This window comes from Streptomyces sp., from assembly GCF_031181555.1.
GTDB classification, from domain to species: Bacteria; Actinomycetota; Actinomycetes; order Streptomycetales; family Streptomycetaceae; genus Streptomyces; species Streptomyces fimbriatus.
The window spans coordinates 30766-45372 of record NZ_JAPSKQ010000037.1 but is presented as its reverse complement, the minus strand read 5'-3'; the positions used below and the strand labels follow the sequence as shown (position 1 = coordinate 45372).

Below are 14607 nucleotides of genomic sequence, written 5' to 3'. Positions count from 1 at the left end.
CACGTAGCGCCTTCCCGAGAGTCTCGCCCGCGCTGTACGGCTGCGGCCTGGCCTTCTCGCTGGTCGGTCGCCGCCCTGCGTCGGGCAGGGGTTTGGATGTTTATGCGGACCAAACCCTAGCCGACGCTCTTCGGGGGTTCGCGGGGAGGGGTGCCTAGTAGCTCGAGTGGTTCGCTGGTTTGGCGGGTGGGGTTGTGCGCGGCCGGTCGCGCCCGCGCGGCGGAGCCGCGTACCGGAACAGCCCCGCACCCCCGAGGGCGCCGCCCTCCCCCGGGTTTAGCGTTGAGGCGTGTCCTACTTCGATGCCGCTTCCGCCGTCCCCCTTCACCCTGTGGCCCGTCAGGCGCTGTGGGCCTCACTCGACGAGGGGTGGGCGGATCCCGCCCGGCTGTACCGGGAGGGGCGGCGGGCTCGGATGCTGCTGGACGCGGCGCGGGAGGCGGCCGCCGAGGCGGTGGGGTGCCGGGCGGACGAGGTGGTGTTCACTCCGTCGGGTACGCAGGCGGTGCACGCGGGGATCGCGGGGGCGCTGGCGGGACGGCGGCGGGTGGGGCGTCACCTGATCGTGTCCGCGGTCGAACACTCTTCGGTACTCCATGCGGGGGAAGTTCACCAGGCCGGCGGTGGCTCGGTCACCGAGGTGGCGGTGAACCGCGAGGGGGCGGTGGTTCCTTCGGGTTACGCCGAGGCGCTGCGGCCGGACACCGCACTGGCCTGTCTGCAGTCGGCCAACCACGAGGTGGGGACCGCGCAGCCGGTGGCCGAGGTGGCCGAGGTCTGCCGGGCGGCGGGGGTGCCGCTGCTGGTGGACGCGGCCCAGTCGCTGGGCTGGGGGCCGGTGGAGGGCGAGTGGTCGCTGCTCGCGGCGAGTGCGCACAAGTGGGGCGGGCCGCCCGGGGTCGGGCTGCTCGTCGTGCGCAAGGGGGTGCGGTTCGCGCCCCAGGGACCGGTGGACGAACGGGAGTCGGGACGGGTCGCCGGGTTCGAGAACCTCCCGGCGATCGTGGCCGCGGCGGCGTCGCTGCGGGCGGTGCGGGCTCAGGCGGCCGAGGAGGCCGCACGGCTGCGGGAACTGACGGAGCGGATCCGGGCGCGGGTGCCCCGGCTGGTGCCGGACGTGGAGGTGGTCGGCGACCCGGAGCGGCGGCTGCCGGGGATCGTCACCTTCTCCTGTCTCTATGTCGACGGGGAGACACTGCTGCACGAGCTGGACCGCGCCGGCTTCTCCGTCTCCTCCGGGTCGTCCTGCACCAGCAGCACGCTGACGCCCAGCCACGTGCTGCGGGCGATGGGGGTGCTGAGCGAGGGCAACATCCGCGTCTCGCTGCCGCCGGGGACGGCTCAGGAGGACGTCGAGCGGTTCCTGTCCGTCCTGCCCGGGGTGGTGGCGGGGGTCCGGGAGAAGCTGGGCGCGCCGGTGTCCGCCGCCGGGGCCGTTCCGGTGGACGACCGGAGCGACGCCCTGGTCGTGGACGCGGTGGGGCGGCGCTGCCCGATCCCGGTGATCGAGCTGGCCAAGGTGATCGGCGACGTGCCGGTGGGCGGCCTGGTGCGGGTCCTCGCGGACGACGAGGCGGCCCGGCTGGACATCCCGGCGTGGTGCGAGATGCGCGGGCAGGAGTACGTCGGGGAGGAACCGGCGGACCGTGGCTCGGCCTATGTGGTCCGCCGGGTCTCCTGAGCCTGCCGGTCAGGCCAGGTGCTTCTGCACCTCGGCCGCGGCCTCGTCGCCGTAGGCCTTGGTGAAGCGCTCCATGAAGTGGGCGCGGCGCAGCTGGTACTCCTGGGTGCCGACGGTCTCGATGACCAGCGTGGCGAGCATGCAGCCGACCTGCGCGGCGCGCTCCAGGGAGACGCCCCAGGCGAGGCCCGACAGGAAGCCGGCGCGGAAGGCGTCGCCGACGCCGGTCGGGTCGGCCTTGCGCTCCTCGTCGGGGCAGCCGACCTCGATCGGGTCCTCGCCCTCGCGCTCGATGCGCACGCCGCGCGAGCCGAGGGTGGTGACGCGGTGGCCTACGCGGGCGAGGATCTCGGCGTCGGTCCAGCCCGTCTTGGTCTCGATGAGCCCCTTCTCGTACTCGTTGGAGAAGAGGTAGGTCGCCCCGTCCAGCAGGATCCGGATCTCCTCGCCGTCCATCCGGGCGATCTGCTGGGAGAAGTCTGCGGCGAACGGGATGCCCCTCAAGCGGCACTCCTCGGTGTGCCGGAGCATGCCCTCCGGGTCGTCGGCGCCGATGAGGACCAGGTCGAGGCCGCCCACGCGGTCGGCGACGGTCTTCAGCTCGATCAGGCGGGCCTCGCTCATCGCGCCCGTGTAGAAGGAGCCGATCTGGTTGTGGTCGGCGTCCGTGGTGCACACGAAGCGGGCGGTGTGCAGGGTGTCGGAGATGCGGACGGAGGCGGTGTCGACGCCGTGCCGGTCCAGCCAGGCCCGGTACTCGTCGAAATCGAAACCCGCGGCGCCGACCAGGATCGGCCGGGTGCCGAGCTGGCCCATCCCGAAGGCGATGTTCGCGCCGACCCCTCCCCGGCGCACGTCGAGGTTGTCGACCAGGAAGGACAGCGAGACCGTGTGCAGCTGGTCCGCGACGAACTGGTCGGCGAAGCGCCCGGGGAAGGTCATGAGGTGGTCGGTGGCGATGGAGCCGGTGACTGCGATGCGCACGGCGTGGACTCTCCTGAGGGAGGCGGTTTGACACTTCACGCTACCGGGTGAGGACCGCCCGTAGAAGCAGACAAAACTACCCGATAGTAGACCTTTCTTCGTGACCTTCGGCCTGCGTACGGTGCCGACATGACGAACCTCAGGGTCCACGCCCCCTCTCCGGCCGACCTCGAAGGCGACCTGGCGTCGCTGCGCGGTGACTGCGCCCGGATGGCTCCCCGCTGGGCGGCTCCGGACCGGGTCGCCGCCCGGCCCGTCCCCCCGTCCCTGATCCACGGCGTGACCGTGCCGCCGGCGTCGGCCCGGCTCCTGGACGCGATGTCGGAGTACGGCGACTGAGCCGTAGGGCGACCGGGCCGTCCCCGGAGCCGCCGCCGACCGGACCGGCGCTCCAGGGGAACCGTGCGCTCCCCCGCTGCGTCCCATCGCTGTCCCCCGTGAAGGGGATGCGGGATACGACCCACCAGCGGTCCCGGCACGACCGGGCAGGGTCTTCCGGGACAGCTGTGCAGCCGAAGGAGCGATGCGGTGAACACCGAGCGACCCGACCACGACGACGCCGAGGCGCGGACCGCCCCGGGCAGCGCGCGCGACACGGGGGGCGCTTCGGGCGGCGGGGAGCCGAGCGCTCCGGAGCGACGGCCCCACCGGGAACGACAGGCCCCCGCACCCTCCGGCGCCGGTGCCGATGCCGTCGCGTCCGGGAACACGGATCCCCGCACCGGTACCGACGGGCCCCAGGACGCGGAGCACGACGGCGACACCCGGAGCGCCGGGACCGGGGCCGGGGCCGACAGGGTCCCGGACGCCGAGACCGCGACCGGTGCCACCGGAGCCCCGGGCGCGGAGACCGGGGCCGGTGGTGCCGGGGGCCGGCTCGGCGGTGGGTCCGGGACGCAGGGGGTGGCGGGTTCCGGCGGCGCGGGGGTGCGTGCCGGCGGGGGTCCGGTGGACGGTGCGGGCGAGCCCGTGGTCGGGGACCGGGCCGCCGCGGGCGACCCGTCGTCGTCCCGGCGGAGGTCACCCGCGCTCGTCGCCGCCGTCGCCGCCGCCGTACTGCTCGCCGGCGGGGGCGGGGCCTATCTCGCCGCCAGTGCCTCCGGCGGTCCGGGCGGCGGGACGGCGCCGGGGGCCAACGGGGACGCCACTCCCCCGCCGCTCGCGCTCGACGGCTTCTCCGAGGACTCCGGCAACGGGATCGCCCCCGGCGAGCCCAACCCCTACGGCGCCACCTACCGCGCCGACGGCACGCTCCCGGACGGTCCCGGCTCGGCGCCGGTGTACCGCGCCGGGGGACAGGTCACCCAGGAGCGGGTGGCCGCGCTGGCGAAGGCGCTGGGGGTCGACGGCAAGCCGGTGGCGGAAGGCGGGGCCTGGCGGATCGGCGGTCAGGACGGCTCCGGGCCCACTCTGCGGGTGGACCGGCAGGCACCCGGTGCCTGGACGTTCAGCCGGTACGCCGCGGGCACCGACGCCTGCAAGGGCGCGACGTGCTCGACCCCTCCCACCGGCGGACCGGCGGTGAGCGAGGCCGTCGCGAAGAAGGCGGCCGCGCCCGTCCTGAAGGCGGTGGGCCAGGACGACGCGAAGCTCGACGCGGGTCAGATCACGGGCGGCAACCGCGTGGTGAACGCCGACCCCGAGGTCGGCGGACTGCCCACGCACGGCTGGACGACCGGAGTGGTCGTCGGTGCCGGGGGCGAGGTGGTCAGGGGCAGCGGCCGGCTCGCGGAGCCGGTGAAGGGGGCCGCGTACCCCGTGGTGAGCGCCGAGGAGGCGCTGGACCTGATGAACGCGGCGCCGGGCGCCGGCCACCGCGCGGGGATCGGCGGCTGCGCCAGTCCCGTACCGCTGGAGGAGCAGGGGCACCAGGAGCCGTGCGGTACGGCGACGATCCCGCCGGAGAAGGACACGCTCACCGTCCGCTCGGCGGTGTTCGGGCTGGCCGCGCACGCCGTGGACGGCCGGCCGGCCCTCGTGCCGTCCTGGCTGTTCGAGGTGCGGCCGGCGGGTCCGGGGGACGCCCTCACGGTGACGTACCCGGCGGTGGACCCGGAGTACCTGGCCCCGCAGGACCGGTCGGGGCGGCCCAGCTCCGGGCCGACCGCGCCGGGCGACGAACCGACCTCCACCCGGAACGTCGCCGTCGAGGGCTACACCGCCGAGGGCACGGAGCTGACCGTGGCCTTCACGGGCGGGGTGTGCGCCGACTACGAGGCGACGGCGAGCGAGAGCGCGGACCGGGTGACGGTCACCGTGACCGAGACGAAGCGGACGGACAAGGTCTGCATCCTGATCGCCAAGGAGTACCGGCAGACGGTGCGGCTGGAGGAACCGCTGGGCGGCCGTGAGGTCGTGGGCGCGGACGGCGAGCCGGTCCCGCTCCTGAAGGACGGCGCGCGGCTGCCGGCACCGCCCTCCGGGGCGCGGTAGGCCCGGGCGCGGGCCCCGCGGACACGCCGGAGGCGGCGGCCCCCCATCGGTGGGGGCCGCCGCCTCCGGCGTGCGCGGGCCGGGAAGGGTCCCGGCTCAGCTGAAGGAGTCGCCGCAGGCGCAGGAGCCGGTGGCGTTCGGGTTGTCGATCGTGAAGCCCTGCTTCTCGATGGTGTCGACGAAGTCGACGGTGGCGCCGCCCAGGTACGGGGCGCTCATGCGGTCGGTGACGACCTTCACACCGCCGAAGTCCTTCACCACGTCGCCGTCGAGGGAACGCTCGTCGAAGAAGAGCTGGTAGCGCAGGCCGGAGCAGCCGCCGGGCTGGACGGCGACACGCAGCGCGAGGTCGTCACGGCCTTCCTGGTCGAGCAGGGCCTTGACCTTGGCCGCGGCGGCGTCGGTCAGGATGATGCCGTCGGTGACGGTGGTGGTCTCGTCCGATACGGACATCTACATCTCTCCCGGGTTGTACGGAGACTGCTTGCCGACGGTTGCAACCGGCGGGGCCGCGGATTCATTCCGGGCCGGGCGCTCGTTCTCTTCGGCTCTTTCCTCATGCTCGCACACACCGCGCGGAGCGGAAAACGGCTCTTGCGGGGCCTTCCGGGAATGAAAGGGCGCGTGCCGGGATTCACGTCACACGGACGCCATGGCCCGTCGTCAACATGACGTGAACCGGTTATGATAGATAGCGTCAATTCGACGAAAAGTCGAAACGGTGTCCCGCATGTCCCGCCGGGTCCGGCCCAGACCGGCCCGGCGAGCCGCAGAACAGAAAGGGTGCGTGTCGTGACCACCGCCCAGACCCAGGAGCTCGACGTACAGCCGACGCCCCTCGCCCTGCTGCTCCTCGGCCGTGAGGCCGACCCCAGGAGCGAGCGCGGTGTGGAGTGTCCCGGCGACCTGCCCTCGCCGTCCGACCCGGACCTGGTGGAGCGCGCCCGCGCGGCCAAGGAGAAGCTCGGGGACAAGGTCTTCGTGCTCGGCCACCACTACCAGCGCGACGAGGTCATCCAGTTCGCCGACGTCACGGGCGACTCCTTCAAGCTGGCCCGGGACGCCGCCGCGCGTCCGGAGGCCGAGTACATCGTGTTCTGCGGTGTGCACTTCATGGCGGAGTCCGCGGACATCCTGACGTCCGACGACCAGAAGGTGGTCCTGCCGGACCTCGCGGCCGGCTGCTCCATGGCCGACATGGCCACCGCCGAGCAGGTCGCCGAGTGCTGGGACGTGCTGACCGAGGCCGGCATAGCCGAGCAGGTCGTGCCGGTGTCGTACATGAACTCCTCCGCCGACATCAAGGCCTTCACGGGCAAGCACGGCGGCACGATCTGCACCTCGTCGAACGCCAAGCGCGCGCTGGAGTGGGCCTTCCAGCAGGGCGAGAAGGTCCTCTTCCTGCCCGACCAGCACCTCGGCCGCAACACCGCGGTGCGGGACATGGGGATGTCCCTGGAGGACTGCGTCGTCTACAACCCGCACAGGCCGAACGGCGGACTGACCGCGGACGAGCTGCGCGCCGCCAAGATGATCCTGTGGCGCGGCCACTGCTCGGTGCACGGCCGGTTCAACCTCGACTCGGTCAACGACGTGCGCGAGCGGATCCCGGGCGTGAACGTCCTCGTGCACCCGGAGTGCCGGCACGAGGTCGTGGCCGCCGCGGACTACGTCGGCTCGACCGAGTACATCATCAAGACGCTGGAGGCGGCCCCGGCCGGCTCCAAGTGGGCCATCGGCACGGAGCTGAACCTGGTGCGCCGGCTGGCGAACCGTTTCGCGCCCGAGGGCAAGGAGATCGTGTTCCTCGACAGGACGGTCTGCTTCTGCTCCACCATGAACCGCATCGACCTCCCCCACCTGGTGTGGGCCCTGGAGTCCCTCGCCGAGGGCAACCTGGTCAACCGCATCGAGGTGGACAAGGAGACCGAGGCGTTCGCGAAGCTGGCGCTGGAGCGGATGCTGGCGCTGCCGTAACCGCTCGGCGCCGCCGTCGCCCATGACGAAGGCCCACCCGGAACCTCGGTGCCGGGTGGGCCTTCGCCTGTGTGCGGGACCGGTCAGACCTGCGCCGGTTCCGGGTCGTCCGAGGACGCGGCGGTCTCCGGGGCCGCCGTCCCCTTCCTCAGCGCCTTCTTCTTCGCGCGCCGCTCCTTGCGGAGCTCCAGCATCGCGTAGAGCGTCGGCACCAGCAGCAGGGTGAGCAGCGTCGACGTGAGCAGACCGCCGATCACCACCACGGCCAGCGGCTGGGCGATGAAGCCGCCCTCGCCGGTGATGCCGAGCGCCATCGGGAGCAGGGCGAAGATCGTCGCCAGGGCCGTCATCAGGATCGGCCGCAGACGGTGGCGGCCGCCCTCCAGCACGGCCTCGACCACGCCGTAGCCCTGCCTGCGGTACTGGTTGATCAGGTCGATCAGCACGATCGCGTTGGTCACCACGATGCCGATCAGCATCAGCATGCCGATCATCGCCGGAACGCCCATCGGGGTGCCCGTGACCAGCAGCAGACCGATCGCGCCGGTCGCCGCGAACGGGACGGACACCAGCAGGATCAGCGGCTGGACGAGCGAGCGGAAGGTGCCGACCAGCAGCATGAAGACGATCGCGATCGCCGCCAGCATCGCCAGGCCCAGGTTGGCGAACGCCTCGTCCTGGTCCTCGGACACGCCGCCGATCTCCGCCGTCGCGCCGGCCGGCAGCGTCAGCGAGTCGATCTTCGCCTGGAGGTCCGTGCTCACCGCGCCCGTGTTGTCACCGGTCGGCTTGGCCGTGATGGTGGCCGCGCGCTGACCGTCGATCCGGGTCATGGACACCGGGCCGTCCACCACCTCGACGGTGGCGATGTCACCCAGCTTCACCGCGCCGAGGCGCAGGTTCCTCAGCTGCTCCAGGGTGGTGGCCGGCTTGGCCGACCGGATGACGACGTCGCGCTCGGTGTCGTCCAGGACCGCCTGGGCGGCCGGGGTGCCGCGCACCGCCTGGGCGACGGCCGCGCCGAGGGTCTGGTCGTTGAAACCGGCCTCGGCGGCCTTGTCGGTGGCCTTCACCGAGATGCGGGGCACGCTCTGCGCCAGGTCGCTGGTGACGTCCGTGACGTCGTCCAGGGAGGCCACCGCGTCCCGGACCTGGTCGGCCGCCTTGCGCAGCACCTGCGCGTCGGCCGCCTTGACGACCACGCTCAGGTCCTGGCTGCCGAAGCCGTCACCGGCCGCGATGGTGGTCGTGCCGATGCCGTCGAGCTTCCCGAGCCCCTTCTCGAGGTGGTCCTGCACGTCCTCGGAGGACGCGGAGTCCTCCAGCATCACCTGGTACGTCGCCTGGTTGGTGTCCGTACCGCCGCCGAAGGCCGCCATGAAGCCGGACGAGCCGACCGTCACCTGGTAGTCCTTGACGCCCTCGGTGTCGCCGAGCAGCTTCTCGACCTTCTTCGCCTGGGCGTCGGTCGCGGTCAGGCTGGTGCCGGGCTTCAGCTCCTGCCGGACGGTGAGGACCTTCTGCTCGCCCTGGTCGAAGAAGTTGGTCTTCAGCAGCGGCGCCATGGCGAAGGTGGCGATCAGCACGACGACCGCGATGGCCACGCTGGTCAGCCTGCGCCGGGTGGCGAAGCGCAGCACGGGGACGTAGAGGCGCTGGAGGCGGCTCTTCGCCTCCTTCTCCTCGGCCAGCCGGCGCGCCTCCTCGGCGTCCTCGGGCGTGCCCTTCGGCGGGCGCAGGAACCAGTACGACAGCACCGGGACCACGGTCAGCGACACCAGCAGGGACGCCAGCAGCGCGGCCGTGACGGTGAGGCTGAAGGAACCGAACAGCTCGCCCACCATGCCGCCGACCAGGCCGATCGGCAGGAAGACGGCGACCGTGGTGAGCGTCGAGGACGTCACCGCGCCCGCCACCTCGCGCACGGCGTTCAGGATCGCCGACTGGCGCTCCTCCCCGTAGCCGAGGTGCCGCTTGATGTTCTCCAGGACCACGATGGAGTCGTCCACGACCCGGCCGATGGCGATGGTCAGCGCGCCCAGCGTCAGCATGTTCAGCGACAGGTCGCGCGTCCACAGCACGATCAGCGCGAGGACCACGGACAGCGGGATGGACACCGCGGTGACCAGGGTCGAGCGGACCGACGCCAGGAAGACCAGGATCACCAGGACCGCGAAGAGCAGACCGAGCGCGCCCTCGGTGGTCAGTCCCTCGATGGCCTTGGAGACGGCCGGGCCCTGGTCGCTGACGACGGTGAGCGTGGCGCCGGAGCCGAGGTCCTTACGCAGGTCGGGGAGCATCTCCTCGACCGCCTCGGAGATCGCGACCGCGCTGCCGTCGTGGTCCATGGTCGCCATCACGGCGAGGCTGGGCTCGCCGTTCGTCCGGGTGAGGGAGTCGGTCCGGGCCTCCTCCTGCTTCACCGTGGCGACGTCGCCGAGGCGGACCGGCTCGCCCCCGCCGGGCTCGCCGGTGACCATCAGGTCCTCTATCTGCTTCAGCGAGGTGAAGCCGCCGCCCACCTGGACGGTGCGGTTGGCGCCGTCCTCGTCGAAGGAGCCGGCCGGGACGGTCGCCCCGCCGGCCTGGAGGGCCTGGGCCAGCGACTGCGACGTGAGCCCCGCCTTCGCCAGCTTCGCGGTGTCGGGGGTGACGGTGACCTGGAGGTCCCGTACACCGTCCACCGTGACCTGGCCCACGCCGTCGATGTCCTCCAGGGCGGGCACCACGGTCCGGTCGAGCTGGTCGGCGAGCGCCTGCTGGTCCTTGTCGGAGGTGACGGCGAGGACCACGGTCGGCATGTCGTCCGTGGAGCCGGCGACGACCTGCGGGTCCACGTCGTCCGGGAGCTGGGCACGGGCCCGGTTGACGGCCTGCTGGACATCGGCGACGAGCGTCTTGGTGTCGTTGCCGTAGTCGAAGGACGCCATGATCACGGCGTTGCCCTCGCCGGCCGTCGAGGTGACGCCGGTGAGGCCGTCGACGGACTCCAGGTTGTCCTCGATGGGCTCGACGACCTGCTTCTCGACCACGTCCGGTGAGGCGCCCTGGTACGGCGCCACCACGGAGACCATGGGCAGTTCGATGGTGGGCAGCAGCTGCTGCTTGAGCTGGGGGATCGCGATCGCCCCGAAGACGAGCGCGATGATCGACATCAGTCCGATCAGCGCCCGTTGCGCGAGGCTGAATCTGGACAGCCAGGACATGGGTTACGGGTCTCTCTTCTGTGAGCGGCAGAAGTGCATGGACGGGCGCAGCCGGGCGCCCGGTCTACACCCTGGGCCATCGAAGGGGGCCGACCCGTAGCCTTGAGGTCCAAATCCTCGTACGGCGCCTACTCCCCCCGCAGTACGGCCGCCGGGGCTCAGTCCACCCTCGGACGTACCAGGCCCGTCTCGTAGGCGATCACCACCAGTTGGGCCCGGTCGCGGGCGCCCAGCTTGGCCATGGCCCGGTTGACGTGCGTCTTCACGGTCAGCGGGCTGACCTCCAGGCGTTCGGCGATCTCGTCGTTGGAGTGCCCGCCGGCCACCTGGACGAGCACCTCGCGCTCGCGGACGGTGAGCGGGTCGAGGCGTTCGGCGCGGGCGGGGTCGCGGTCGGCTTCGCCGGCCGCGTCCTCCTGGGCGAGGAAGCGGGCGATCAGGCCCTTGGTGGCGGCCGGGGAGAGCAGGGCCTCGCCCTCGGCGGCGATCCGGATGGCGTTCAGCAGCTCCTCGGGCTCGGAGCCCTTGCCGAGGAAGCCGGAGGCACCGGCGCGCAGCGACTGCACCACGTAGTCGTCGACCTCGAAGGTCGTCAGGATCACCACCCGGACCGCGGCGAGTTCGGGGTCCGCGCTGATCGCGCGGGTGGCGGCGAGGCCGTCGGTGCCGGGCATCCGGATGTCCATGAGGACGACGTCGGCGCGCCGCTCGCGGGCCAGCCGGACCGCCTCCGCGCCGTCGGACGCCTCGCCCACCACCTCCATGTCCGGCTCGGAGTCGACGAGCACCCGGAAGGCGCTGCGCAGCAGGGCCTGGTCGTCGGCGAGCAGGACACGGATCGTCATGAGGGCTCCCCCGGTGCGCTGGTCACGGGCCGTCCTGGGCGGCGGACGTGCGGGTCTTGACGGGCAGGATCGCATGGACGCGGAAACCGCCGCCGTACCGGGGACCGGTGGTGAGGGTGCCGTGCAGGGCGGTGACGCGCTCGCGCATGCCGAGCAGTCCGTGTCCCCCGCCGGGCCCGCCGGGGGCGCTGCCCCGGTCGTCGCCGGTGCCGTCGTCCAGGACGGTGATCTCGATGTGGGGTCCCACGCGGACGACGCTGACCTCCGCCTTCGCGTCGTTGCCGGCGTGCTTCTGCACGTTGGTGAGGGCCTCCTGGATGACCCGGTAGGCGACCAGGTCGACGGCGGCGGGAAGGACGGTGCCCTGGTCGTCCCGGGCGACCTCGACGCGCAGTCCGGCGCTGCGGAAGGTGCCGGCGAGTTCGTCGAGGCGGTCCAGGCCGGGCGCCGGCTCGGTGGGCGCCTCGGGATCGCCGGACTGGCGCAGCAGCCCGACGGTGGCCCGCAGTTCGTTGAGCGCGGAGCGGCTGGCCTCCCGGACGTGGGCCAGGGCCTCCTTGGCCTGGTCGGGCCGCTTGTCCATGACGTGGGCGGCGACCCCGGCCTGGACGTTGACCAGGGCGATGTGGTGGGCGACCACGTCGTGCAGATCGCGGGCGATGCGCAGCCGCTCCTCGGCGACCCGGCGGCGGGCCTCCTCCTCGCGGGTGCGCTCGGCGCGCTCGGCGCGCTCGCGGATGGCCCGGACGAAGGCGCGGCGGCTGCGGACGGCGTCGCCGGCGGTGGCGCCGATGCCGATCCAGGCGAAGATCGCCAGGTTCTCCTGGGCGTACCAGGGCAGGGAGCCGGCGACCATGGCGGTGCCGGTGAGCACCGTCATGGTGAGCAGGCCGATGCGCCAGGTGGTGGGACGGTCGGTGGTGGAGGCGACGGTGTAGAGCGCGAGCACGGCGCACATGGCGACGGGGGCGCGGGGGTCGCCGGTGACGGACTCCACCACGGAGACACCGCCGGCGAGGGCGAGCACGGTGCGGGGAGCGCGGCGCCGGAAGACGAGTGCGGCGGCGCCCAGGGCCATGAGGACCAGGCTGAGCGGGTCGGGGGTGCGCACGCCCCAGGTGACGCCGTCCGGTCCGTGCGGATCGACGAAGGACCCGGCCACCATGCACACCAGGACGCCCGCGGCCAGGGCCGCGTCCAGGGCGAAGGGGTGGGCCCGCAGCCGGCACCGGGCGCGCTCGAAGGTGCTCACGGCTGTTCACCGTAGCCGGAGTGGGCGCCCGTTCCCATGACGCCCGGTGTCCGGGGACCGTCCTGGGGGCCGCGCCCCCAGGACCGCTTCGGCCCCGAACGGTCCTCGTCCTCGGTCGCCGGACGGGCCGGCCGTCACCGGTACTCGTCGGGCGCCGGGATCAGGCCGTCGTCGCTGAGCAGTTCCCGGACCTCCTCCAGGGTGGCGTCCGGGGACGGGAGGATGAGGTCGGAGGGCTCCAGGGAGTCGTCCGGCAGCGGCTCGCCGAGTTCGCGCACCTTGGCCAACAGCGCCTGGAGGGTCGCGCGGAAGCCCGGCCCGTCGCCGTTGTCCATCTCGGTGAGCAGTTCCTCGTCCAGCTTGTTCAGCTCGGCGAGCCGGCTCTCGGCCAGCGTCACCTGCCCCTCCCCCATGATCCGTACGATCACGTCGCCCTCCTAGGCGTGGGCCCCTGCCGCCGTCGGTGGTTACTGCTTGTCGAAGCGCGGGGTGTCCTGCGGCTGCTGCTGGGACTGCGCCTGGTCCTGGGTCCGGCCGGTGCCGCCCTCGATGGCCTGCTGCCCGCCGGCGGTGCCTCCGGCCAGCTCGGCCTTCATGCGCTGCAGTTCCAGCTCTACATCCGTACCACCGGAGAGCCGGTCCAGCTCGGCCTGGATGTCGTCCTTGTGCATCCCGGACTGGTCGTCCAGGGCGCCGGAGGCGAGCAGTTCGTCGATCGCGCCGGCCCGCGCCTGGAGCTGGGCCGTCTTGTCCTCGGCCCGCTGGATCGCCAGCCCGACGTCGCCCATCTCCTCGGAGATGCCGGAGAAGGCCTCCCCGATCCGGGTCTGCGCCTGGGCGGCGGTGTACGTCGCCTTGATGGTCTCCTTCTTCGTGCGGAAGGCGTCCACCTTGGCCTGGAGCCGCTGGGCCGCGAGGGTGAGCTTCTCCTCCTCGCCCTGGAGCGTCGCGTGCTGGGTCTCCAGGTCGGTCACCTGCTGCTGGAGGGCGGCGCGGCGGGAGAGCGCCTCGCGGGCCAGGTCCTCGCGGCCCAGCGCGAGCGCCTTGCGGCCCTGGTCCTCCAGCTTGGACGACTGGGACTGGAGCTGGTTGAGCTGGAGTTCCAGGCGCTTGCGGCTGGTCGCCACGTCGGCGACACCGCGGCGGACCTTCTGGAGCAGCTCCAGCTGCTTCTGATACGAGTAATCGAGGGTCTCGCGCGGGTCCTCGGCCCGGTCAAGGGCCTTGTTCGCCTTCGCGCGGAAGATCATCCCCATACGCTTCATGACACCGCTCATGGGCTTCGCGCGCCCCCTTCTGACGGACTCCGGCTCACAGATCTGCGACAGAACCCACAGTACGGGCCCTGCTTCCATTACCGCACTGTTCGGGGACGGATGCGCTCATCCCCAAGGACGAATGACTACCCTTCCGATCCGGCGTAGGGAGTAGGTGGTCCCCCGGGTCGGCCGGCCGACCGGCCCCGGGATCACACAACGTCCCCTTCTGTCCTCCTGGAGACGACTGGTGTTGCCGGATCGTTCCCCCCGGGGCTGGGGTCCAACCCCGGGCACCCCGTACCCTTGGGTTTTGTGTTCCGTAGCCGTGCCAAGGAAGAGAAGGCATCGGTCGCCGACAAGGCGACGGTGACCGACTCCAAGCAGCCCCGTCACCCGGAGGCCCCCAAGGGCCGCCCCACGCCCAAGCGCAGCGTGGCCCAGTCCCAGCGTCGCAGCGTGGCCAACACGTCGATGACGCGCAAGGAGGCCGCCAAGCGGCAGCGTGAGGAACGCCGTGCCGCGCTGGAGCGTCAGCGCCAGGCACTGGCCAGCGGCGACGAGCGCTATCTGCCCGCCCGTGACAAGGGGCCGGTGCGCCGGTTCGCGCGTGACTTCGTCGACTCGCGGTTCAACATCGCGGAGTACTTCCTGCCGATGGCCGTGATCATCCTCGTGATGAGCATGATCCAGATGCCCGCCCTGCAGAACGCCGCGCTGCTGCTGTGGCTCGTGGTGATCGTGATGATCGTGCTGGACTCGATCGTCACCGGCTTCCGGCTGAAGAAGCGGCTGGCCGAGCGCTTCCCCGACGACAACCGTCGCGGCGCGGTCGCCTACGCGCTGATGCGCTCGCTCCAGATGCGCCGGCTGCGGCTGCCCAAGCCCCAGGTCAAGCGCGGGGAGCGGCCCTGAGCACCACGCCGTTCGCCGACGGCGCGGCCGAGGCCCGGCCGAGCCGGCTCGGCGGTCT

Annotated in this window: 12 protein-coding genes; 5 read left to right on the top strand and 7 right to left on the bottom strand. The window is 72.4% G+C overall.

Annotation, left to right across the window (positions count from 1 at the left end; genetic code table 11):
- Window positions 1-289: 289 nt before the first annotated feature.
- Window positions 290-1681: an aminotransferase class V-fold PLP-dependent enzyme gene (locus RIM90_RS11015; protein ID WP_309060440.1), complete on the top strand. Its 1392-nt coding sequence runs from the start codon at window positions 290-292 to the stop codon at window positions 1679-1681.
- 9 nt (window positions 1682-1690) lie between these two features.
- On the opposite strand, the gene RIM90_RS11010 is transcribed toward RIM90_RS11015, so the two are convergent.
- Window positions 1691-2665, bottom strand: a complete 975-nt coding sequence (locus RIM90_RS11010; protein ID WP_309060439.1) for a carbohydrate kinase family protein — start codon at window positions 2663-2665, stop codon at window positions 1691-1693.
- Window positions 2666-2794: 129 nt separating this feature from the next.
- On the opposite strand from RIM90_RS11010, the gene RIM90_RS11005 reads away from it, so the two are divergent.
- Together RIM90_RS11005 and RIM90_RS11000 are read left to right on the top strand one after the other, a co-directional pair.
- A complete protein-coding gene (locus RIM90_RS11005; protein ID WP_309060438.1) occupies window positions 2795-3004 on the top strand; it encodes a hypothetical protein in 210 nt (69 codons plus the stop codon).
- Window positions 3005-3193: 189 nt separating this feature from the next.
- Window positions 3194-5098: a hypothetical protein gene (locus RIM90_RS11000; RefSeq protein WP_309060437.1), complete on the top strand. Its 1905-nt coding sequence runs from the start codon at window positions 3194-3196 to the stop codon at window positions 5096-5098.
- A 96-nt stretch (window positions 5099-5194) separates the two neighbouring features.
- On the opposite strand, the gene RIM90_RS10995 is transcribed toward RIM90_RS11000, so the two are convergent.
- Window positions 5195-5551 (bottom strand): iron-sulfur cluster assembly accessory protein, encoded by a 357-nt coding sequence (locus tag RIM90_RS10995; RefSeq protein WP_030340884.1) that lies wholly within the window; start codon window positions 5549-5551, stop codon window positions 5195-5197.
- Between the two features lie 339 nt (window positions 5552-5890).
- Between RIM90_RS10995 and nadA the strand changes: the two genes are divergently transcribed.
- Window positions 5891-7075, top strand: coding sequence for a quinolinate synthase NadA (nadA, locus tag RIM90_RS10990; RefSeq protein WP_309060436.1), 1185 nt, complete (start codon window positions 5891-5893; stop codon window positions 7073-7075).
- A gap of 83 nt (window positions 7076-7158) precedes the next feature.
- Here the strand turns inward: nadA and RIM90_RS10985 are convergent, their stop codons facing one another.
- From RIM90_RS10985 to RIM90_RS10965, 5 genes are all read right to left on the bottom strand, one after another.
- A complete protein-coding gene (locus tag RIM90_RS10985) occupies window positions 7159-10281 on the bottom strand; it encodes an efflux RND transporter permease subunit (protein ID WP_309060435.1) in 3123 nt (1040 codons plus the stop codon).
- A 158-nt stretch (window positions 10282-10439) separates the two neighbouring features.
- Window positions 10440-11126, bottom strand: a complete 687-nt coding sequence (locus RIM90_RS10980; RefSeq protein WP_309060434.1) for a response regulator transcription factor — start codon at window positions 11124-11126, stop codon at window positions 10440-10442.
- A gap of 22 nt (window positions 11127-11148) precedes the next feature.
- Complete coding sequence (locus RIM90_RS10975) at window positions 11149-12378, bottom strand: histidine kinase (RefSeq protein ID WP_309060433.1); 1230 nt, start codon at window positions 12376-12378, stop codon at window positions 11149-11151.
- A gap of 134 nt (window positions 12379-12512) precedes the next feature.
- Window positions 12513-12806 carry a hypothetical protein gene (locus RIM90_RS10970; protein WP_309060432.1) on the bottom strand — a complete coding sequence of 98 codons (294 nt, stop codon included), beginning with the start codon at window positions 12804-12806 and terminating at the stop codon, window positions 12513-12515.
- A gap of 39 nt (window positions 12807-12845) precedes the next feature.
- Window positions 12846-13643, bottom strand: coding sequence for a PspA/IM30 family protein (locus RIM90_RS10965; protein ID WP_309060431.1), 798 nt, complete (start codon window positions 13641-13643; stop codon window positions 12846-12848).
- Between the two features lie 228 nt (window positions 13644-13871).
- Between RIM90_RS10965 and RIM90_RS10960 the strand changes: the two genes are divergently transcribed.
- A complete protein-coding gene (locus RIM90_RS10960; protein WP_309060443.1) occupies window positions 13872-14549 on the top strand; it encodes a DUF3043 domain-containing protein in 678 nt (225 codons plus the stop codon).
- Window positions 14550-14607: the final 58 nt, after the last annotated feature.

Coding starts and splice junctions, on each gene's coding strand:
- RIM90_RS10985 (WP_309060435.1), bottom strand. CDS start 10,281: ATGTCCTGGCTGTCCAGATTCAGCCTCGCGCAACGGGCGCTGATCGGA.
- RIM90_RS11005 (WP_309060438.1), top strand. CDS start 2,795: ATGACGAACCTCAGGGTCCACGCCCCCTCTCCGGCCGACCTCGAAGGC.
- RIM90_RS10995 (WP_030340884.1), bottom strand. CDS start 5,551: ATGTCCGTATCGGACGAGACCACCACCGTCACCGACGGCATCATCCTG.
- RIM90_RS10980 (WP_309060434.1), bottom strand. CDS start 11,126: ATGACGATCCGTGTCCTGCTCGCCGACGACCAGGCCCTGCTGCGCAGC.
- RIM90_RS10965 (WP_309060431.1), bottom strand. CDS start 13,643: ATGAAGCGTATGGGGATGATCTTCCGCGCGAAGGCGAACAAGGCCCTT.